Source organism: Anoxybacillus gonensis, assembly GCF_001187595.1.
Classification (GTDB): domain Bacteria; phylum Bacillota; class Bacilli; order Bacillales; family Anoxybacillaceae; genus Anoxybacillus; species Anoxybacillus gonensis.
Window position 1 is genome coordinate 602,177 of the sequence record NZ_CP012152.1, and the last position, 19,052, is coordinate 621,228.

At 44.1% G+C, this 19,052-nt stretch carries 20 protein-coding genes and 1 riboswitch; of the genes, 13 read left to right on the forward strand and 7 right to left on the reverse strand.

Annotated elements, in window-relative coordinates; translation table 11 throughout:
- Nucleotides 1-39 precede the first annotated feature (39 nt).
- Nucleotides 40-142, reverse strand: a riboswitch (SAM riboswitch).
- 90 nt (nucleotides 143-232) lie between these two features.
- A complete protein-coding gene (locus tag AFK25_RS03305; RefSeq protein ID WP_009361924.1) occupies nucleotides 233-724 on the reverse strand; it encodes a YajQ family cyclic di-GMP-binding protein in 492 nt (163 codons plus the stop codon).
- A 167-nt stretch (nucleotides 725-891) separates the two neighbouring features.
- On the opposite strand from AFK25_RS03305, the gene AFK25_RS03310 reads away from it, so the two are divergent.
- From AFK25_RS03310 to AFK25_RS15195, 3 genes are all read left to right on the forward strand, one after another.
- Nucleotides 892-1,857 (forward strand): BMP family lipoprotein, encoded by a 966-nt coding sequence (locus tag AFK25_RS03310; RefSeq protein WP_019417887.1) that lies wholly within the window; start codon nucleotides 892-894, stop codon nucleotides 1,855-1,857.
- Between the two features lie 12 nt (nucleotides 1,858-1,869).
- Nucleotides 1,870-3,522: a methyl-accepting chemotaxis protein gene (locus tag AFK25_RS03315; RefSeq protein WP_019417886.1), complete on the forward strand. Its 1,653-nt coding sequence runs from the start codon at nucleotides 1,870-1,872 to the stop codon at nucleotides 3,520-3,522.
- Nucleotides 3,523-3,668: 146 nt separating this feature from the next.
- On the forward strand, nucleotides 3,669-3,758 hold the full coding sequence (locus AFK25_RS15195; RefSeq protein ID WP_003395444.1) for a putative holin-like toxin: 90 nt from the start codon (nucleotides 3,669-3,671) through the stop codon (nucleotides 3,756-3,758).
- A gap of 192 nt (nucleotides 3,759-3,950) precedes the next feature.
- On the opposite strand, the gene AFK25_RS14725 is transcribed toward AFK25_RS15195, so the two are convergent.
- Entirely contained in the window at nucleotides 3,951-4,076 is a 126-nt protein-coding gene (locus AFK25_RS14725; protein ID WP_003395443.1) for a DUF3941 domain-containing protein, read from the reverse strand.
- A 30-nt stretch (nucleotides 4,077-4,106) separates the two neighbouring features.
- On the reverse strand, nucleotides 4,107-4,970 hold the full coding sequence (locus tag AFK25_RS03320; protein ID WP_035064922.1) for a DegV family protein: 864 nt from the start codon (nucleotides 4,968-4,970) through the stop codon (nucleotides 4,107-4,109).
- 87 nt (nucleotides 4,971-5,057) lie between these two features.
- On the opposite strand from AFK25_RS03320, the gene AFK25_RS03325 reads away from it, so the two are divergent.
- On the forward strand, nucleotides 5,058-5,891 hold the full coding sequence (locus AFK25_RS03325) for a YitT family protein (protein WP_009361920.1): 834 nt from the start codon (nucleotides 5,058-5,060) through the stop codon (nucleotides 5,889-5,891).
- A 23-nt stretch (nucleotides 5,892-5,914) separates the two neighbouring features.
- Here the strand turns inward: AFK25_RS03325 and AFK25_RS14730 are convergent, their stop codons facing one another.
- The 3 genes from AFK25_RS14730 to AFK25_RS03330 all read right to left on the reverse strand — a co-directional run bounded on the left by AFK25_RS14730 (nucleotide 5,915) and on the right by AFK25_RS03330 (nucleotide 7,138).
- The gene (locus AFK25_RS14730; RefSeq protein WP_019417884.1) at nucleotides 5,915-6,088 is read right to left on the reverse strand and encodes a DUF3813 domain-containing protein; all 174 of its coding nucleotides are present in this window, start codon (nucleotides 6,086-6,088) and stop codon (nucleotides 5,915-5,917) included.
- Between the two features lies 1 nt (nucleotide 6,089).
- Complete coding sequence (locus AFK25_RS15055; protein WP_009361918.1) at nucleotides 6,090-6,242, reverse strand: hypothetical protein; 153 nt, start codon at nucleotides 6,240-6,242, stop codon at nucleotides 6,090-6,092.
- An 89-nt stretch (nucleotides 6,243-6,331) separates the two neighbouring features.
- Complete coding sequence (locus tag AFK25_RS03330) at nucleotides 6,332-7,138, reverse strand: Cof-type HAD-IIB family hydrolase (protein WP_019417883.1); 807 nt, start codon at nucleotides 7,136-7,138, stop codon at nucleotides 6,332-6,334.
- A gap of 108 nt (nucleotides 7,139-7,246) precedes the next feature.
- On the opposite strand from AFK25_RS03330, the gene AFK25_RS03335 reads away from it, so the two are divergent.
- Nucleotides 7,247-8,002 (forward strand): alpha/beta fold hydrolase, encoded by a 756-nt coding sequence (locus tag AFK25_RS03335; protein WP_035064925.1) that lies wholly within the window; start codon nucleotides 7,247-7,249, stop codon nucleotides 8,000-8,002.
- A gap of 70 nt (nucleotides 8,003-8,072) precedes the next feature.
- Nucleotides 8,073-8,780 (forward strand): YwiC-like family protein, encoded by a 708-nt coding sequence (locus AFK25_RS03340; protein ID WP_019417881.1) that lies wholly within the window; start codon nucleotides 8,073-8,075, stop codon nucleotides 8,778-8,780.
- Between the two features lie 18 nt (nucleotides 8,781-8,798).
- Here the strand turns inward: AFK25_RS03340 and AFK25_RS03345 are convergent, their stop codons facing one another.
- Nucleotides 8,799-9,482: a Crp/Fnr family transcriptional regulator gene (locus tag AFK25_RS03345; protein ID WP_019417880.1), complete on the reverse strand. Its 684-nt coding sequence runs from the start codon at nucleotides 9,480-9,482 to the stop codon at nucleotides 8,799-8,801.
- A 175-nt stretch (nucleotides 9,483-9,657) separates the two neighbouring features.
- On the opposite strand from AFK25_RS03345, the gene argC reads away from it, so the two are divergent.
- Genes argC through argF form a run of 7 tightly spaced genes read left to right on the forward strand, consistent with a single transcriptional unit; the run spans nucleotide 9,658 to nucleotide 19,005 of the window.
- Nucleotides 9,658-10,683, forward strand: a complete 1,026-nt coding sequence (gene argC, locus AFK25_RS03350; protein ID WP_035064929.1) for an N-acetyl-gamma-glutamyl-phosphate reductase — start codon at nucleotides 9,658-9,660, stop codon at nucleotides 10,681-10,683.
- Nucleotides 10,684-10,697: 14 nt separating this feature from the next.
- Nucleotides 10,698-11,924 (forward strand): bifunctional ornithine acetyltransferase/N-acetylglutamate synthase, encoded by a 1,227-nt coding sequence (argJ, locus tag AFK25_RS03355; protein ID WP_035064931.1) that lies wholly within the window; start codon nucleotides 10,698-10,700, stop codon nucleotides 11,922-11,924.
- Complete coding sequence (gene argB / locus AFK25_RS03360; RefSeq protein WP_049720859.1) at nucleotides 11,905-12,696, forward strand: acetylglutamate kinase; 792 nt, start codon at nucleotides 11,905-11,907, stop codon at nucleotides 12,694-12,696. Before argJ ends, argB begins: the two co-directional genes overlap by 20 nt.
- The gene (locus AFK25_RS03365) at nucleotides 12,693-13,850 is read left to right on the forward strand and encodes an acetylornithine transaminase (protein ID WP_026011717.1); all 1,158 of its coding nucleotides are present in this window, start codon (nucleotides 12,693-12,695) and stop codon (nucleotides 13,848-13,850) included. The genes argB and AFK25_RS03365 overlap by 4 nt, the downstream gene beginning before the upstream one ends.
- A 49-nt stretch (nucleotides 13,851-13,899) precedes the next feature.
- Nucleotides 13,900-14,967, forward strand: a complete 1,068-nt coding sequence (locus AFK25_RS03370; RefSeq protein WP_019417875.1) for a carbamoyl phosphate synthase small subunit — start codon at nucleotides 13,900-13,902, stop codon at nucleotides 14,965-14,967.
- On the forward strand, nucleotides 14,960-18,064 hold the full coding sequence (locus AFK25_RS03375; protein ID WP_035064934.1) for a carbamoyl-phosphate synthase (glutamine-hydrolyzing) large subunit: 3,105 nt from the start codon (nucleotides 14,960-14,962) through the stop codon (nucleotides 18,062-18,064). Before AFK25_RS03370 ends, AFK25_RS03375 begins: the two co-directional genes overlap by 8 nt.
- Entirely contained in the window at nucleotides 18,061-19,005 is a 945-nt protein-coding gene (gene argF, locus AFK25_RS03380) for an ornithine carbamoyltransferase (protein ID WP_019417873.1), read from the forward strand. Before AFK25_RS03375 ends, argF begins: the two co-directional genes overlap by 4 nt.
- Nucleotides 19,006-19,052 lie beyond the last annotated feature (47 nt).

Consider the following 19,052-nt stretch of genomic DNA (forward strand, 5'->3'; position numbering starts at 1 on the left):
AAAAAGTCCTCTCCATAAGAAGAAGACTTGACGCGCTCCTTCTTATCTTCCAAGCGAATCGCTTGTCTGGACTTAGCACCTTGACGATCGTCAGGTTGCTGAAGGTTCATCGGGCCAGTCCCTCCCCTTCTCTCGATAAGATGTTGTATGAAGTTACTCATAAATGTAACTGATTTTTTAGAAATATTCAACTATTTTATTTAAGAAAAGAAAAAGAAGGCAAAGTGCCTTCTTAACGGTAGTTGACGAATTGAACGTCAATCGGTAAATCTGCCTCGCGAATGGCGGCGATTACTTTTTGTAAATCGTCTTTACTTTTGCCGCTGACACGAATTTGGTCTTCTTGAATTTGACTTTTTACTTTTAAACCTGTATTTTTAATGATTGTGTTAATTTTTTTCGCATTGTCTTTGTCGATGCCTTGGACGAGTTTCGCACGTTGGCGCACCGTTCCGCCAGATGCAGCCTCTACTTTTCCGTATTGAATGTTTTTTGTCGGCACGCCGCGTTTAATGAGTTTGCCGATAAGCACATCTTTCAGCTGTTCAAGTTTAAACTCATCGTCAGAAATGAGAATGAGCTCATCTTTTTCAAGTGAAATGTCGCTTTTGCTTCCTTTAAAGTCGTAGCGGTTTTGAATTTCTTTTAACGCGATGTTGATGGCGTTCGTCACTTCTGACAAATCGACTTTCGACACAATATCAAACGAACTTTCTTTTGACATATGAATCACCTCGGCATAAATTTGTTGTGCTTCCATTATAGTCGATTGTTGGCATACGAACAACTTTACAAAGTTTTTATATATAAAAAGTAAACAAAATGTCGGAATGTGTCGATATAATAAATGAAGCGGGATTTGATTGAAAAGTAAGGAGATGAGGAAATTTGATGAAAAAAATGATTTCACTCATGATGGCATTCGTTTTATTGCTTGCCGCAGGGTGTTCGCAAACGAGTTCTTTTCAACCGAAAGATCGAATAAAAATAGGCATTATGTTGTCAGACGTCGGACTCGGTGATCAATCGTTTAGCGATTCGGCATTTAAAGGATTAATGAAAGCGCGCGATGAGCTAGGTATCTTTTTTGACTATCGTGAGTTAAAAGAAACCGAGACGTATGAAAAAGGGTTAACAGAGCTCGTTGAAGCAGGGAACGATCTCGTCATCGGATTAGGTTTTATGGTGCAACAAGATTTAGAAAAAGTCGCCAAAAAATATCCGAAACAGCAATTCGTCTTAATTGATGCGGTATCTGATTTACCGAACATTACATCGATTACGTTTAAAGAAGATGAAGGAAGCTTTTTAGCTGGCGTAGTGGCTGGCATGTTGACGAAAACAAACAACGTTGGTTTTGTTGGCGGAGCGGATGTGCCGCTTATTCGCAAATTTGCGAACGGCTTTATTCAAGGGGTAAAAGCGGTTAGACCAGAAGCAAAAGTGCAAGAAGTGTACGCTGGCAATTTCGGTGATGATAAACTTGGGGCACAAATTGCGAAACAAATGATCGCAAACGGGGCCGACGTCTTGTATGCCGCGGCTGGATTTACAGGTGTCGGTGTGCTTCGCGAGGCGGAAATGAATAAAAAATATGCGATCGGTGTCGATAGCGATCAATATTTTTATGCGGAAAAAGCAGTCGTCACATCGATGTTAAAAAATGTTGATGTCGCATTATATACAGTCATTAAACAATACGTTGAAACGAAAGAAGTGCCAAAAGGGACGGTTCAGCTTGGCTTAAAAGAAAACGGTGTTGATTTGGCGCCGATTCGCGTCGTGACATTCACTCCAGAGCAACAAGCAACGCTTGAAAAGTGGAAAGAAAAAGCGACAAACGGCATCGCAAAATAAAGGAGGAATATGATGACGATTAAACAACGGTTATTATTTCACTCATTAGCCACACCCGTCATTGCGGGGGCGATTATCGTGTTTATCATTATAAATATGCTTTCGATTCAATCGTCAAATCAAGATTTTGTTCCGCTCATGATGAAAGCGCAACATTTGCAGGCAGAGCTAAAAGCGACGAAACAAAGTTTAAGCAACTATGCTTACAGTCCGACAGAAGGAAATAAACAAGAAGTGATCGTTCATTTAGCGGAATCGGAAAAGCTGCTTCAAGCATTAAATAAAGGGTTAACTGAGCCGTATTTTCGTTCTGCCCTTGAGCAAGCGAATAAAAAGTTTGCTGAGCTTGCGAAACAATCGAACGAAGCGCTTGATGCAAACCATGTAGCGGAAGTGCGCCGCCAGTCGATGCGCGCGGAAGGGGTATTAAACGATGTGTACGTCGTCAACACGTATGTGAGCGAATATTATACGTACATGCAAAAAACGTTACAAAAGCAAATTGATCGCGTCATTACGATTTCACTTGTGGCGATTGCTGTCGTATTATTGTTTGCGGGATTTAGCGGCGTCCGTTTAACGCAAAAAATGTCGACGCCGTTGCGAAAAATCGCAGAAAACGCAAAACAAATCGCCAACGGCAATTTGCGTATTGAGCCTGTAAAGTATAACGGAAAAGACGAATTGGCCGATTTAAATGCGGCGTTTACGACGATGGCCGATCAATTGAATGCATTGCTTCAATCAGTCGATACGGTCAGTAAGCAAGTCGAAGCGTTTGCGAAAGAAATTGATGAAGAAACAAAAGTGTTAACAGAAATTAACAACCAAGTCGCTGTGTCAACAAACGAATTATCCGCAGGGGCGCAAAGCATTTCCGAAGATTTGCAAAGTGCGGTACAGCTCATTGAGCGAATGGAAGGAACTGTACAGGAGAACGTCGGTCGGACGGAGCAAACAGCCCGTTATAGCGATGAAGCGGTTGTAGCGATTACAAATGGACAAGCCGCGTTAGCAGAACAAAAAGGATTTATTGATGAAAATACGAAAGCGACTGCTTCGATTGAACAATCGACTAAACAATTTGCGACGTATGCAAGCAAAATTGAAGATATGGCCAAAGCGGTCGCTGATATTGCGACGCAGACGAACTTGCTTGCGTTAAATGCGGCCATTGAAGCGGCGCGAGCAGGGGAAGCGGGCAAAGGATTTGCCGTCGTTGCTGAAGAAGTGCGCAAGCTTGCGGAAGAATCGTCGAAAGCGACAAGCCAAATTTTTGAGATGGTACAGCTCATTCAATCAGGGTTGACGAATGTGACCGAAGCGGTTCGTCGCGGGGTGGACATCGCGGAAGCGCAAGCGAAAGCGATTGAAACGACAACCGATGCGTTTGCACAAATTGAAAATAAAGTGCATCATATTACGACAGATATTCAAGCGCTTGTCGTCGGCATGAACGAATCAAAAGAGCTCGGCAAAAACGTTTTACAAAACGTTGAAAGCATTAGTGCGGTTGTCGAACAGTCAGCAGCAGGAAGCGAACAAATTGCCGCTTCCATGGTGGAACAGCTAGAAGCGTTCAAAAAAATGAGCGAAAAAGTGACGATGTTGCGCCAACTAACAGACGACTTACAACAAACGATGGCAAAGTTCCAAATGAAGTAAAAAAGATGCTCCGCGCGAGCATCTTTTTTACTAAGTATTGTTCAACTTTTTCGTTTTCAGTCGTATGTTGCAGTGATATAATGTGAATTGCACGGTGATATGCAGGGTGGGCAGTGGCTACTCCCTTATAGAAAGGGGGGCTACTGATGATTGCAGTTGAAGATGCACTAACGTTAATGATTGCCTTTGCATCTTTAATTGTCGCAGTAATTGCGGTTGCTAAAGATAAAAAGTAACCCACCCTGCTAGGCCCAAGTGAGGATAGGTTACTTCCTAACATGTCTCGGGCCACTGCACGTCTTGCAGTAAGCCGTGTATCGTAGGGCATTGGTGGCAGCCGATGCCCTATTTTTATGTCAATTCATTTTCACCTTTCATTATAACGCGAAAAGGGAACAATGAAAAGAGATACTGCGATCCTCTTGTTTTTACAAATGATTCGTTTCTTTTGAATAGGCGCGTTTGCCAGCTTGGCGGTTTTTTTCGCGCTCCATATTTTTTTCATGTCTTTTTGCATTATTGTCTTTTGCTTTTTTGTCGTTATCGCTTGTCATCGTCTCGCCCTCCTTTTATCGGTAGTGTAATCATTGCTCAAGCTGTTTATTCAAGAAAAAGAGGGCGATCGTTCCCGGTCCGGCGTGCGCTCCGATCGCACCGCCAATTTCAGAAATGAAAAATTGTTTGCATCCGAACGTTTCTTCAATCATCGCTTTTAGTTCGAGCGCCGTTTGCTCATCGTCGCCGTGGCTAATGCCGATCAGTTGGTGTTCAACGTTTGCTCCGCGCTGTTGCATTAGCTCAATCATGCGCTTCAATACTTTTTTCCGTCCGCGCACTTTTTCAATCGGAATTAATTTTCCGTCCTCGACATGAAGGAGTGGTTTAATGTTTAACACTCCACCGACGAACGCAGCGGTTTTGCTGACGCGCCCACCACGCGCTAAATATTGTAAGTCATCGACGGTGAAAATATGTTCCATATGGCGACAATACGTTTCAATCGTTGTCACGATATGCTCGTATGCTATGCCGCTTTCAGCTAGCTCAACCGCTTTTTTTACGACAAGTCCAAGCCCGAGTGATGCGCATTTCGAGTCGATGACCGTCAATTTGGCATGAGGATATTGCTCAAGCACTTCGTTTTTCATCATGACGGCTGTTTGATATGTGCCTGACAAAGCGGAAGAAAAAGCAATATAAATGGCAGGAATGTTTTCTTTCGCAAGTGTTGTAAATAGCTCTTTCATTTCGGAAGGTTTCGCTTGCGACGTTTTCGGCACTTCGCCTTTGCGCATCGCCTCATACACTTGCTGCGGTTGAATCGTCAGTTGATCATCATAATCGTGGTCGTTTATATGAACAGTTAACGGTAAAAAAGCAATTTGTTTTTCTCGTATAAAAGAAAGTGGCAAATCGCACCCGCTATCCGCTATAATTTTAATATTCATTTCAATCACCCCTATGTATGTACTTATTTTAAGTGTATCTATTATGATGGAAAAAAACAATCTTATCGTTTTGTAGGAGGATGTTCTGTGGATGTAAAAAAATTGTTTGTCGTCGTGATTGGCGGATTATTAAATGCGATCGGCATGAATTTATTTTTAATTCCAGCAAACGTATATACGAGCGGGTTTGCTGGGGCGGCGCAGCTCATTTCAAAAGTCGTTGGCGACTATACACCTTATGCGATTTCAACCGGATTGCTGCTTTTTTTATTTAACATTCCGGTAGCCATTTTAGGATGGAAGAAAGTAGGGAAGTCATTTACTTTTTACAGCTTTTTAAGCGTTGTGTTTATGTCGTTATTTCTCGAGCTCATTCCCGTTCGTTCGCTTTCAGAAGACATTTTATTAAATGCGGTATTTGGTGGGGTGATTGCAGCGGTCGGAACGGGCTGGACGTTAAAGTGGGGGGCGTCAACCGGCGGTTTAGATATTATTGCGCTCGTGTTGTCGCGCGTGAACGATCGTTCCGTTGGGACGTACATTTTTGCACTTAACTCGATTATTATTTTAACGGCTGGATATATGTACGGTTGGGAAAAGGCGCTCTATACGCTTGTGACGTTGTATGTCACGACGCGTGTCATCGACGCCATTCATACGCGCCATCAAAAGCTTACGGCGCTCATTATTACGACAAAAGGGGAAGAGATGAAGCAGGCGATTAAATCGCAAATGATTCGCGGCATTACCGTCATTCCAGCAAAAGGTGCATTTTTAAATGAAGATAAAGATATGTTAATGATCGTTATTACACGTTATGAATTGTTTGATTTAAAACGAATTATTAAAGAAGTCGATCCAAAAGCGTTTACGAACATTATGCAAACGACGGAAGTAGTCGGCTTTTTCCGAAAAGAGTAAAAGCTGCGCACGAGGCGCAGCTTTTACAATGTATCGAGTTCGTCTTGCAAGTCGTGCAGTTGTTTCCGTTCGGCATCGTTGGCGTTGGCGAAAGCGGATGAGAGCGTATTTTTTGCCACAGCGATGGCGCGTTCTGTTTTTTCCTCTTTCGCTTTGGCGACCGCTTTTTTCGCTTGTTGAAATAACGGATTGCCCATATTAAAATCCCCCGAGGTTTGTATGGTCTGCTTTTTCTGCTTTGCGTCGTTCCGCTTCTTCATATGTCATATGATACGGAATGCGCTCATCATGTTTATAGACAGCGTCGGCACCTTGTTGAATGAAACGTTTTGATTTATTTCGTTTGCCCACACGACATTCCCCCTTGTTTGCCGCTTATGACGCATATGGCGTCGATGATAGTTTGTTCATGTTTGCGCCACAATACGTAAGGGAATTTTTTATAACTTTAATAACGATTGCAAATACATAGCGACGCCATCTTCTTCATTTGTTTTTGTTACATCGTCTGCGATGGCTTTTAACGGTTCAATCGCATTGCCCATGGCCACGCCTACACCTGCCCATTTTAACATCTCGATATCGTTGTCTTCATCGCCGAAAGCGATGACGCGTTCGCGTGGAATGCCGTAGAAAGAAGCAATTTTTTCAAGACCGACCGCTTTATGAATGCCGGTTCGGACGATTTCAATAACGTGCCAAGGGTCTGTCCAACTGCGATGGTCGATGACGTTCGCATGCACGTCTGATAAATATGTGCGAATACGTCCAACGTTTTGTTCATCAGATAAAATTAAAATGCACGTCGGATCTTTGCGTAAAATGTCACGCAAGTTTCCGATATATACATTTGGGTTTCCTAAATTAAACAAATCAAGCAACTGTTCGTCATGTTCGTGAAAATATACATCGTCCATCACTTCGGCTAAAATGTTGCGCACGTTGTATTTTCGGCTTACTTCCACAATTTCTTTCACCGTTTCTAACTGAAGTGGCGTATGGTACATTCCCCAGCTGTCGTCTTTCGGATGATGAACGAATGCTCCGTTAAAATTGACGATCGGCGTCGTTAATTGTAATTGTTCATAATACATTTTGCTTGCGCGATACGGTCGTCCTGTCGCAATGACGACGATATGTCCCGCTTGTTTTGCCTTTTGAATGACGTCATATGTACGATCAGAAATTGTTTTATTATCTTTTAATAACGTACCGTCTAAATCAATTGCAATTAAATGTTGGTCCATCGTTTGTTCCCCTTTTCGTTAAAATCATTCGTTATTAGTGTATCGTTTTTCCAAAATATTTGTCTATATGGTAAGATAATGTTAAAACATAAAATGGGAGATGAGAACATGATATCCATTATTCGTGAGTCGATCGCAAACGTTCCGTGTTTGCATGTAGTAAAAGAAGATGATAAACATCATATGCGCCCACTTGTCATTTTTATTCATGGATTTACAAGCGCAAAAGAACATAATCTTCATTTCGGCTATTTGCTTGCCGAAGCTGGATATCGCGTCGTGTTGCCGGATGCGCTTTATCATGGGGAACGGCCAAATCCGTTTTCTGACAATGAATTACATTTGTCGTTTTGGGACATTGTGTTAACGACCATTCGTGAACTAGAAGAGATAAAAAATGAACTAGTCGATCGAAAACTTGTCGATCCTCATCGCATCGGTGTCGTTGGTACATCGATGGGGGGCATCGTGACGTTTGGTGCGTTAACGCAATATGATTGGATTCGCGTCGCTGGCTCGCTTATGGGAAGCCCGTGCTATCAAACGTTTTTCGATTTGCAGTTGCAATTTGCTGAGCGAAAAGGGATGACGTTGCCGCTTTCGAATGAACAAATTGAAACGTTGCGCAACACGTTAATGACGTACGATTTATCATTGCAACCTGAAAAATTAAACGGCCGTCCGCTTTTCATTTGGCACGGAAAACAAGATGATGTCGTTCCGTTTGATTATACATACGCCTTTTACAAACAAATTGAGCCGTTTCATGAGCCGCTTATGATGCTTATCGATGAACATGCGGGACATAAAGTGACGCGCGAGGCGTTTTTACAAACGGTTCAATGGTTTGTCACACATTTATAAAAAAATGTGACAGACGTCACAAAGAAAAAAGAAGGAGGATGGTACAATCGAACAAGAAGGAGGGATGATGATGGTTATTCCAAAACAACATGGCGCTTGGGCGATGTTACTTATTCCATTTTTATTCGGAATCGATATCGGCCAAGCGACGTGGCTTCATTTGCCGCTCTTTATCGCATGGTTTTTTCTTTATTTAGCGACATATATATGGATGTTAATGATGAAAAAGCAAGCGAACGCTCGTCATAAAAAATGGTTTATTTTGTATGCATCGCTTGCGGGCGTGTTTGTTGCCATTCCGATTGCTTACAAGCCACCGCTCATGTATTTCGGTTTAGCCATGATTCCGTTTTTTATCGTAAATATGTATTTTGCGAAAAAGAAAAAAGAGCGCTCGTTTACAAACGATGTCGCTGCAATTATAAATTTTTCGATCGGTGGGCTTGGAAGTTATTACATCGGTACAGGGAACATCGATGAAAAAGCGTGGTTTTTATTTATCGCCTCTATGTTATTTTTCATTGGAAGTACATTTTACGTCAAAACGATGATTCGCGAAAAAAATAATCCTCGCTATAAGTGGGCATCATGGTTGTTTCATACGATCATCATTGTCGCATGTGTGGTAACGGGAAACGGTTGGCTTGCTCTTGCATATGTACCAAGTGTTGTGCGAGCGATTTATTTTTATGGAAAAGCGATGTCGATTAAAAAAGTAGGGATTTATGAAATTGTAAATGCTGTTTATTTTGCGCTCGTCATTATGATCGTTTATTAAGCCGACAAATGTGTCGGCTTATTTCATGTTGCATATATCAATCGGACAGCCTTCACAGCGAATTTCATCTTTTAAAAATTGCACATCGTGAATCGTGATTTTCCCTTTTTCGACAGAAATGATGCCGAGTTCTTTTAATTCTTTTAGCAGACGGCTGACGACTTCGCGTGCGCTGCCGCAAAAATTGGCGAGCTCTTGATTGGTCATTGGCGTATTAATGAAAATGCCGTCTTCTGTTTCGACACCGTAGCTGTTCGCTAAGCGAATAAGCGTCGAATACAGCGCTCCTTTTTTTCCGTGCAAAATTAAATCGCGTATTTTCGTTTGCATTCGTTGCAATTGCAAATGAACCCATTGCATAAACTGTAACGAAAACGCATGATCCGTCAACAGCTTTTCTTCAAGTTGCTGTTTGTGAATGACAGCTAACGTTCCTCCTTCCATCATTTTTGCACTTACCGTACAGACGCACGTGAATTGAAACGGAACGACCTCCCCAAACGCATCGCCTTGTTCACAAATGCGAAGCAATAGTTCGCGCCCTTCCTCCGTCGTTTTGCTTAATTGCACTTTCCCTTCACATACAATATATAGCTCGTTTGCCGTTTCTCCTTCGCGAAATATATATTCTCCTTTTTGCATATCAATCATATGGTGAGGAAGGGAAAGAAGATCGGATAAGGAGATCGGTTGAATTGTCATACACTAACCACCTTTAATTATTGTCTACTTCCATTAAAAAGAAAAATACATATTCGGTCAATAAATGAATGAGAAAAATGAAAAAATATTTAAATATACATTTGATTTTATTTTTATGCAGTATTATAATGATAACTAAATTTATAACAATATACAGAAAGTGGGGAGCCATTTCATGAAAGTCTCCATTATCGGAGCGACAGGCTATGGGGGCATTGAGCTCATTCGCTTATTGCAACATCATCCGCACATGCGCGTCGCTTCTGTTCATTCATCTTCACAAGCAGGTGTTTCGCTGCATGACGTGTATCCGCATATGGAGGAGCGTTTCGTCTTGCGCGATATTCGAAGCGACGATACCGAAGGCGAGCTTGTGTTTTTAGCGACGCCACCCGGCGTATCGAGCGAATGGACGCCAAAATTGCTTGCGGCGGGACATAAAGTCATTGATTTATCTGGAGACTTTCGTTTGCGCGATGGAAGCGTATATGCGAAGTGGTATAAAAAAACGCCGCCAAACGAAGAAGTGCTCAAACAGGCGGTATACGGTTTAACGGAATGGAATCGCGAGCGCATTGCAAACGCTAGTTTAATCGCCAATCCCGGTTGTTATCCGACAGCGACGTTGCTCGGATTAGCGCCGCTTGTCATTCAAAAGTGGATCGTGCCTCATTCTGTCATCGTTGATGCGAAATCAGGTGTATCGGGTGCAGGACGTGGAGTATCGCTTGGCGTTCATTTTGCGGAAGCGAATGAAAACGTAAAAATATATAAAGTGAATACACATCAACATATTCCAGAAATTGAACAAATGTTACGTGATTGGAACGAACAAATGGGGCCGATGACGTTTAGCACGCATTTAATCCCGATGACGCGCGGCATTATGGCGACGATATATGCCGAAGCAGCATGCATCGTATCGCTTGATAGAATCATAGAGTTATATAAAGAAACGTATAAACATTGTCCGTTCGTGCGCGTTCGGGAAGCAGGGTCTTTCCCTTGCACGAAAGACGTGTACGGTTCAAACTATTGCGATATTGGAGTCAGTTACGATGAACGAACGAATCGCATCACGGTTGTGAGCGTAATCGACAACTTAGTGAAAGGGGCGGCGGGGCAAGCCGTTCAAAACGCTAATGTCATGCTTGGATTCGAGGAACAAACCGGATTAACATCGATGCCGATGTATCCGTAAATGGGGTGGAGAAGATGAAGTTGATCGAAGAAAAAGTAAAATATGTCGCAGATGGAACGATTGTCACACCAAAAGGATTTCAAGCTGCTGGTGTGCATGCAGGGTTACGCTATACGAAAAAAGATTTAGGGGTGATCGTTTGCGACGTGCCGGCATCGTGTGCGGCCGTTTATACGCAAAACGTGTTTCAAGCGGCACCGCTTCAAGTGACGAAACAAAGCATTGCGGTCGAACAAAAGCTTCAAGCAGTCATTGTCAATAGTGCATATGCGAACGCATGTACAGGGGAACAAGGATTAAAAGACGCATACGAAATGCGAAAGTTGTGCGCGGAAGTGTTTGGGCTTCCAGAACATCTCGTTGCTGTTGCATCGACAGGAGTGATCGGTGAATGTTTACCGATGGAAAACATTCGTGCAGGCATTCCGAAATTGAAACCGACGGCACAATTAGATGGAGCGGTTGATTTTCAAACAGCGATTTTAACAACGGATCTCGTCATGAAAAAAACGTGTTATGAAACGGTCATAGACGGTCAAGTCGTGACGGTCGCAGGAGCGGCAAAAGGATCGGGAATGATTCATCCAAATATGGCGACGATGCTTGCTTTTATTACGACGGATGCAAACGTCCCATCAGACGTGTTGCAAGATGCGCTTCGTTCCATTACAAACGTGTCATTTAATCAAATTACAGTCGATGGAGAAACGTCAACGAACGATATGGTCATTGTCATGGCGAGCGGATTAGCAGGCAACGAGCCGCTTTCCCCGCAACATCCAGATTGGGCAAACTTTTATGAAGCGCTCCGTCAAACGTGCGAACATTTAGCGAAACAAATTGCTCGCGATGGAGAAGGGGCTACGAAATTAATTGAAGCGCGCGTCAAAGGAGCGCGAACGGACGAAGAAGCAAAATGGGCAGCGAAACATATTGTCGGTTCCAACTTAGTGAAAACAGCGGTATACGGAGCGGATGCAAACTGGGGCCGCATTATTGGAGCGGTTGGACATAGCGGAGCATGGATAAACCCAGATTGCGTCGACGTATGGATCGGATCGATTCAAATGTTAAAACAAAGTCAACCGGTGCCGTTTTCGGAAGAAGAAGCGAAAGCCGCTTTAATGGAAGATGTCGTGGTGATTACAGTCGATTTGCATGTCGGCAATGGAGAAGGAGTGGCGTGGGGCTGTGATTTAACGTACGACTACATTAAAATTAATGCAAGCTATCGCACGTAAGGAGGGGATTCATGTGATTGTGATCAAATGTGGCGGCAGCGTGCTTCATGAGTTATCCCCATCGTTTTTTACGAGCGTCCAACAATTAAGAAACAGCGGTCTTGATGTTGTCATCGTGCATGGCGGAGGACCGGATATTGGACAGTTGTTACATGCGCTTCACATTCCGTCTGAATTTGTAAACGGATTGCGAAAAACGACAAAAGACGTGCTAGACGTTGTCGAAATGGTGTTAAACGGAAAAGTGAACAAAACGCTCGTCTCGCTGTTGCAAGCAAACGATATTCGTGCCGTTGGTTTGTCCGGTGTGGATGATCGCTTGTTACAAGCGAAACCAATCGACGTGCAGACGCTCGGTTATGTAGGAGAAGTCGTACACGTTCATGCGAATCTCGTCCATACGTTGCTGCGTCAAGGATACGTTCCTGTTATCGCACCGATCGGAATGGATGAGCATGGCCAGACGTATAACATTAACGCAGATACAGCGGCGGCGGCGATTGCACAGGCGCTTTCGGCTGACAAACTCGTTTTTGTGACAGACGTCGCAGGCATTTTAAACGGCGGAGAAGTTGTCAAAGAAGCAACCGCTCATATGATTGAAGCGATGATCGCAAATGGAACGATTTCAGGAGGAATGATTCCGAAAGTGAAAGCTGCTCTTCGTGCGCTCAAATCGGTCAACGAAGTCGCTATTGTAAGTGGAAAAGTTCCATTTTATAAAGAAGGAACGTGGCACGGAACGATGATGAAGAAAGAGGTGTACGTATGATTTTTCCAACGTATCAACGGTTTCCGATTACGGTTGCCAAAGCGGAAGGGACGAAACTGATTGCAACAGACGGAACACAATATCTCGATTTTGTCGCAGGCATTGCGGTATGTAATCTCGGCCATCGCCATCCGGCTGTACAGCGGGCGCTTGAGGCGCAGCTAAATGAAGTATGGCACGTGTCTAATTTATTTCATCTCCCCATTCAAGAAGAAGTCGCTTCTCTTCTTGTGCAACATTCCGTTGGCGATGCGGTGTTTTTTTGCAATAGCGGAGCGGAAGCGAACGAGGCGGCGATCAAGCTTGCGCGCAAACATACGGGACGTTCTAAAATCATTACGTGCGAACAGTCGTTTCACGGCCGAACGTTTGCGACGATGTCAGCGACCGGGCAAGCGAAAATTCACGACGGATTTGGCCCGTTGGTGCCGACGTTTACGTACGTGCCGTTTAATGATATCGCTGCGCTACAACGAGAAATGGATGAAACGGTGGCAGCTGTCATGGTTGAAGTCGTGCAAGGCGAAGGCGGTGTGGTTGTCGGAGAAAAGTCATTTTTACAGGCAGCCGAACAGCTTTGCGAAACGTACGGAGCATTGTTAATCGTCGATGAAGTGCAAACGGGCATCGGTCGAACAGGAACGTTGTTTGCGTATGAGCAGTTCGATCTTTCCCCTGATATCATTACCGTCGCAAAAGGATTAGGAAGCGGTTTTCCTGTCGGGGCGATGATCGGAAAGAAACATGTCGTACCGACGTTTAGCACCGGAGTGCACGGATCAACGTTCGGCGGAAACGCTTTGGCGATGGCGGCGGCGAAAGCGACGCTTCACGTTGTGACACAACCGTCATTTTTACAGGAAGTACGAGAAAAAGGGGCATATTTTAAACAAAAATTAGCCGAACAGCTAAAAGGTGTTCAAATGGTGCAAGAGGTGCGCGGTTTAGGGCTCATGATTGGCATCGCATGCAGTGAACCAGTTGCAAATATATTGCCGCATATTCATGAGCGTGGGCTTCTTGCTTTAGCAGCGGGGCCGAACGTCATTCGCTTATTGCCACCGCTCATCGTTACGAAAGAGGAGCTTGACGAAGCGATTCATATATTACAAGAAGCGTTAACGTCGTATGAACGCGATTTTTTATACGTATAAATGAATAAAAATTCCTTTTGTTTAATAAACATTCGTTTGGGGTGTGAACATGGAGGCGTATTTACATTTGCAAAACGGCAAAACGTTTGTCGGGAAATTGGAAACGGCATGGACGGGAGATATTGCGGGAGAAGTCGTCTTTTTTACAGGAATGACAGGGTATCAAGAAGTGTTAACAGATCCGTCGTACAAAAATCAAATCATCGTATTTACGTATCCTCTTATTGGAAACTACGGAATTAACGAAGTCGATTTTGAAAGCAAACAGCCGCATGTGAAGGCAGTGATCGTTTACGAGGCGGAGGAGACAGGGTTTCATTACGAAGCGACGTACAGTTTAAAACAATATTTGCAAAAATGGAACGTTCCGCTTCTTACACATGTCGATACGCGGGCGGTTGTGAAACAAATTCGTGAACACGGGGCGATGCCTGCTATCATTTCAGCGAGTCGGGAGGCGGTCGTACAAGTGGAAGAACAAGCGCCCGTGCCGCTTGTGAGCACAGCGGACATCCAAACGTACGGAAACGGTCATATGCACGTTGTTTTGTTTGATTTCGGATATAAAAAATCGATCGTTCATTCGTTAATGGCGTACGGATGTCGCGTCACGGTCGTTCCGTACGATACGACGTTACAGACGGTCGAACAACTGGATCCAGACGGAGTATTGTTATCGAACGGACCGGGAGACCCGAAACAATTGTCCCGTTATTTGCCAAATATTTTAGCGGTGATCGAACGGTATCCAACGCTTGCGATTTGTCTTGGGCATCAGCTCGTTTCGCTCGCTTACGGCGGGGATACGGAAAAATTGCCGTTTGGGCATCGCGGAGCGAATCAACCAGTATATGATGCGAAAAAGAAAAAAGTGTTTATGACTTCGCAAAACCACGGCTATGTTGTGAAGGCGGAAAGTTTAGCCCATACGCCGCTTTCCGTTCGTTTTATTAACGTCAATGACGGTTCGGTGGAAGGGGTCGCCCATGAAACGAAGCCGATTTTATGCGTGCAATATCATCCGGAAGCGCATCCTGGACCAAACGATACGCAATTTATTTTTGCTGAATTTGTTGACATGATGAAAGCAGCGAGAAAGGAGAAAGTATATGCCTAAAGATTCAACGCTTCGTTCGATTCTTGTGATCGGTTCTGGTCCGATCGTCATCGGGCAAGCGGCAGAGTTTGACTATTCGGGAACGCAAGGTTGCTTAGCATTAAAAGAAGAAGGATATCGCGTCATTTTAGCAAACAACAATCCAGCGACAATTATGACGGATGAAGTACATGCGGATGCAGTATATTTTGAGCCGCTGACGGTAGAAAGCATGGAAAAAATTATCGCAAAAGAGCGACCCGATGGGCTATTAGCGACGCTTGGTGGACAGACGGGACTCAATTTAGCGTTCGCTTTACATGAACAAGGCATTTTACAAAAGTATAACGTCCGCTTGCTCGGTACACCGATTGAATCTATTCAACGCGGTGAAGACCGTGAAGCGTTTCGGGCGTTAATGTATGAATTAAACGAGCCGGTGCCAGAAAGCGAAATTGTGACGACAGTTGAAGAAGCGGTACAATTTGCAAAACAAATCGGGTTTCCGATCATCGTTCGCCCGGCATATACGCTCGGGGGAACAGGTGGCGGCATCGCACAGACGATGGAGGAGCTTGTCGACATCGTCACAAAAGGATTGCAAGAAAGCCCGATTACACAATGTTTAGTGGAACGGAGTGTCGCGGGATTTAAAGAAATTGAGTATGAAGTGATGCGCGACCATACGAATACGTGCATTACGATTTGTAATATGGAAAATATTGATCCGGTCGGCATTCATACGGGCGACTCGATCGTCGTTGCGCCGTCGCAAACGTTGACGGATGTCGAATATCATATGTTGCGTTCAGCGGCCATTAAAATTATTTCGGCGCTCGGTGTTGTCGGAGGATGCAACATTCAATTTGCGCTCGATCCAAAAAGTAAAAAGTATTATTTAATTGAAGTGAATCCGCGCGTGAGCCGCTCCTCTGCCCTCGCATCCAAAGCGACGGGTTATCCGATTGCAAGAATGGCGGCAAAATTAGCGGTCGGTTATACGCTTTCGGAACTAGTGAATCCAGTGACAGGACATACGTATGCGAGCTTTGAACCTGCACTCGATTATGTCGTCGTGAAATTCCCGCGCTTTCCGTTTGACAAATTTCCGTTTGCCGATCGTCGTCTCGGCACGCAAATGAAAGCGACAGGAGAAGTGATGGCGATCGACCGTAATTTCGAGCGAGCGTTACAAAAGGCGCTCCATTCGCTTGAGCTAGATCATATCGGTTTATATTCACCAGCGCTTGCGAAACAGTCGACAAAGGTGTTAGTAGACATCGTCAAAGCGGGAGACGATCGCCGCTTTTTCGCGATACTCGAGCTGCTTCGCCGCGGTATAGCGACAGAACAAATATATGAATGGACGAAAATCGACTTATATTTTTTAACTCGTTTCGCTCAGCTCATCGCACTTGAACAACAAGCAAAAGAAACGACGCTTCATTCGATTGATGAACAAACGTTTCGCATGCTAAAAGAAAAAGGATTTTCTGATGCATATTTAGCTTATATATGGAACGTTGATGAAAAAGATGTGCGTCAAAAAAGAAAAGCATACGGCATTGTTCCAGCCTATAAAATGGTCGATACGTGCGCAGCTGAATTTTCAGCTAAAACATCGTATTATTATTCGACATATTTTGGCGAAAGTGAAATACAGACGAGCGATCAGCCGAAAATGCTTATTCTCGGCTCAGGTCCGATTCGCATTGGGCAAGGGGTTGAATTTGATTATAGCTCTGTTCATTGCGTATACGCTTTGCAGCAAGCAGGATATGAAGCCATTTTAATGAACAATAACCCAGAAACCGTCAGCACCGACTTTACAGTGGCCGATCGTTTATATTTTGAGCCACTCACGGTAGAAGATGTGTTAAATGTCGTGGAAGCTGAAAACGTCGAAGCGGTCATCGTGCAGTTTGGCGGCCAAACGGCCATTAACTTAGCGAACAAGCTTGAATCGTACGGCGTGTCAATCATCGGCATGAATAGCGAGATCATTGACCAACTAGAAGATCGGGAACGTTTTTATGCGCTTCTTCAGTCGCTTGACATTCCACATGTGAAAGGAACGACGGCAAACGACGAAGCGGAATTAATGGAAAAAGTGAAACATATCGGTTATCCGCTTTTGCTTCGTCCATCGTATGTCATTGGCGGACGTGGAATGCATATCGTTTATGATGAACAACAGCTTGCTTCACTTATAAAACAAGAAATGGTGTATCCGGTGTTAATCGATGAATATGTGCGCGCAAAAGAAGGGGAACTTGATGCGATTTGTGACGGACGTGATGTGTTCGTTCCGACAATCATTGAACATGTCGAAAAAACAGGCGTCCATTCCGGTGATAGTTATGCATGGTTGCCTGCTCAATCGTTTACGGAAGAAGAAAAAGCGAAAATGATCGATTATACGAAGCGGATCACAAATAAGCTTCATTTTAAAGGATTAATGAACGTGCAGTTTATTGTGCGAGATGGGGATGTGTACGTATTAGAAGTCAATCCGCGCGCAAGCCGCACCGTTCCAATCGTAAGTAAAGTGACAGGTGTGCCGATGGTTCAACTCGCAACAAACGTATTGCTTGGGAAATATTTGTCGGAAGACGTCAAACAATCGGTTTCTATTCCGTATGTTGTCTTAAAGTATCCCGTGTTTTCGACATATAAATTGCCGGGTGTCGATCCGCTTGTCGGTCCGGAAATGAAATCCACTGGAGAAGGGATTAGCATCGCAAAAACGGTGCAAGAAGCGGCATATAAAGCGTTTTATCCATATATTGTGAAGAAAAAAGAAGCGTATGAAATATATGTTGATGCACGAGACGAGGCGAAAGCGTTGAGCGAGCAAGCGAAACAACAAGGGGTAACGATCGTCACAGATGAACCGTTCGAACAATGGGTGGCGAAAAAAGAAGCGCTCGCATTTGTTAGTTTCATGCGTGATGAACAAAGTGCATGGCGAAGAAAGCAAGCGCTCGCTCGACATGTGCTCGTGTTGACGGAAGAAGAAACCGCGCATTTGTTTTTCCAAGCGTGGTCGACAAAACATTTTTCCGTTTGTTCCATTCAAGATTGGTTAAAAAATTTACGTGAAGTGGTGAGAAAATGAATATGACAGCAACGATTCAGTTAAAAGGAAAAGATTTTTTAACGTTAGCGGACTATTCGAAGGAAGAAATTGAGTATTTGCTTCATTTGGCGCTTGAATTAAAAGAAAAGCAACAAAACGGCGAACGATACACGCCGCTAAGTGGCAAAACGCTCGCGATGATTTTTGAAAAGCCGTCAACGAGAACGCGCGTCTCATTTGAAGTTGGCATGGTTCAATTAGGGGGGCATGCGCTTCATTTAAGTAGCCGCGATTTGCAAATTGGACGTGGAGAAACGATTGCGGATACGGCGCGCGTATTATCGGAATATGTGGATGGGATTATGATTCGCACATTCGAGCATGAAAAAGTAGAGGAGCTTGCTCATTATGCAACGATTCCTGTCATTAATGGGTTAACGGATGATGACCATCCGTGCCAAGCGCTTGCTGATTTATTAACGATTTATGAAGTGAAAGGAAAACTTCAAGGGCTAAAGCTTGCCTACATCGGCGACGGAAACAATATGGCGCATGCGTTAATGCTTGCGGCGGCAAAAGTCGGCATGCATTGTGCGGTCGCTTCACCGAAAGGATATGAGCCGAAAGAAGCGGTTGTCAACGAAGCGAAAAACATTGCAAGCGAAAGCGGTGCAACGATCGTTGTAACAAACGATCCGTATGAAGCGATTGTCGATGCAGACGTTGTATACACAGACGTATGGGCAAGCATGGGGCAAGAGGCGGAAGCGGACGAACGGATGCACATCTTTGCGCCGTTTCAAGTAAATGAAACGCTCGTTCAACAAGCGAAAAGCGATTTTATGTTTTTACATTGCTTGCCTGCTCACCGCGGCGAAGAAGTGACAGAAGGTGTCATTGATGGCGTGCGTTCGTACATTTTCCAACAAGCCGGAAACCGCCTTCATGCACAAAAAGCATTGCTCGTTTCGTTGCTGTAGCATTTGGATGTCGATCCGTTATTTCTCATCATCGTTTTGAAACAAGA

Coding starts and splice junctions, on each gene's coding strand:
- AFK25_RS03305 (WP_009361924.1), bottom strand. CDS start 724: ATGTCAAAAGAAAGTTCGTTTGATATTGTGTCGAAAGTCGATTTGTCA.
- AFK25_RS03310 (WP_019417887.1), top strand. CDS start 892: ATGAAAAAAATGATTTCACTCATGATGGCATTCGTTTTATTGCTTGCC.
- AFK25_RS03315 (WP_019417886.1), top strand. CDS start 1,870: ATGACGATTAAACAACGGTTATTATTTCACTCATTAGCCACACCCGTC.
- AFK25_RS15195 (WP_003395444.1), top strand. CDS start 3,669: ATGATTGCAGTTGAAGATGCACTAACGTTAATGATTGCCTTTGCATCT.
- AFK25_RS14725 (WP_003395443.1), bottom strand. CDS start 4,076: ATGACAAGCGATAACGACAAAAAAGCAAAAGACAATAATGCAAAAAGA.
- AFK25_RS03320 (WP_035064922.1), bottom strand. CDS start 4,970: ATGAATATTAAAATTATAGCGGATAGCGGGTGCGATTTGCCACTTTCT.
- AFK25_RS14730 (WP_019417884.1), bottom strand. CDS start 6,088: ATGGGCAATCCGTTATTTCAACAAGCGAAAAAAGCGGTCGCCAAAGCG.
- AFK25_RS03330 (WP_019417883.1), bottom strand. CDS start 7,138: ATGGACCAACATTTAATTGCAATTGATTTAGACGGTACGTTATTAAAA.
- AFK25_RS03335 (WP_035064925.1), top strand. CDS start 7,247: ATGATATCCATTATTCGTGAGTCGATCGCAAACGTTCCGTGTTTGCAT.
- AFK25_RS03340 (WP_019417881.1), top strand. CDS start 8,073: ATGGTTATTCCAAAACAACATGGCGCTTGGGCGATGTTACTTATTCCA.
- AFK25_RS03345 (WP_019417880.1), bottom strand. CDS start 9,482: ATGACAATTCAACCGATCTCCTTATCCGATCTTCTTTCCCTTCCTCAC.
- argC (WP_035064929.1), top strand. CDS start 9,658: ATGAAAGTCTCCATTATCGGAGCGACAGGCTATGGGGGCATTGAGCTC.
- argJ (WP_035064931.1), top strand. CDS start 10,698: ATGAAGTTGATCGAAGAAAAAGTAAAATATGTCGCAGATGGAACGATT.
- argB (WP_049720859.1), top strand. CDS start 11,905: ATGCAAGCTATCGCACGTAAGGAGGGGATTCATGTGATTGTGATCAAA.
- AFK25_RS03365 (WP_026011717.1), top strand. CDS start 12,693: ATGATTTTTCCAACGTATCAACGGTTTCCGATTACGGTTGCCAAAGCG.
- AFK25_RS03370 (WP_019417875.1), top strand. CDS start 13,900: ATGGAGGCGTATTTACATTTGCAAAACGGCAAAACGTTTGTCGGGAAA.
- AFK25_RS03375 (WP_035064934.1), top strand. CDS start 14,960: ATGCCTAAAGATTCAACGCTTCGTTCGATTCTTGTGATCGGTTCTGGT.
- argF (WP_019417873.1), top strand. CDS start 18,061: ATGAATATGACAGCAACGATTCAGTTAAAAGGAAAAGATTTTTTAACG.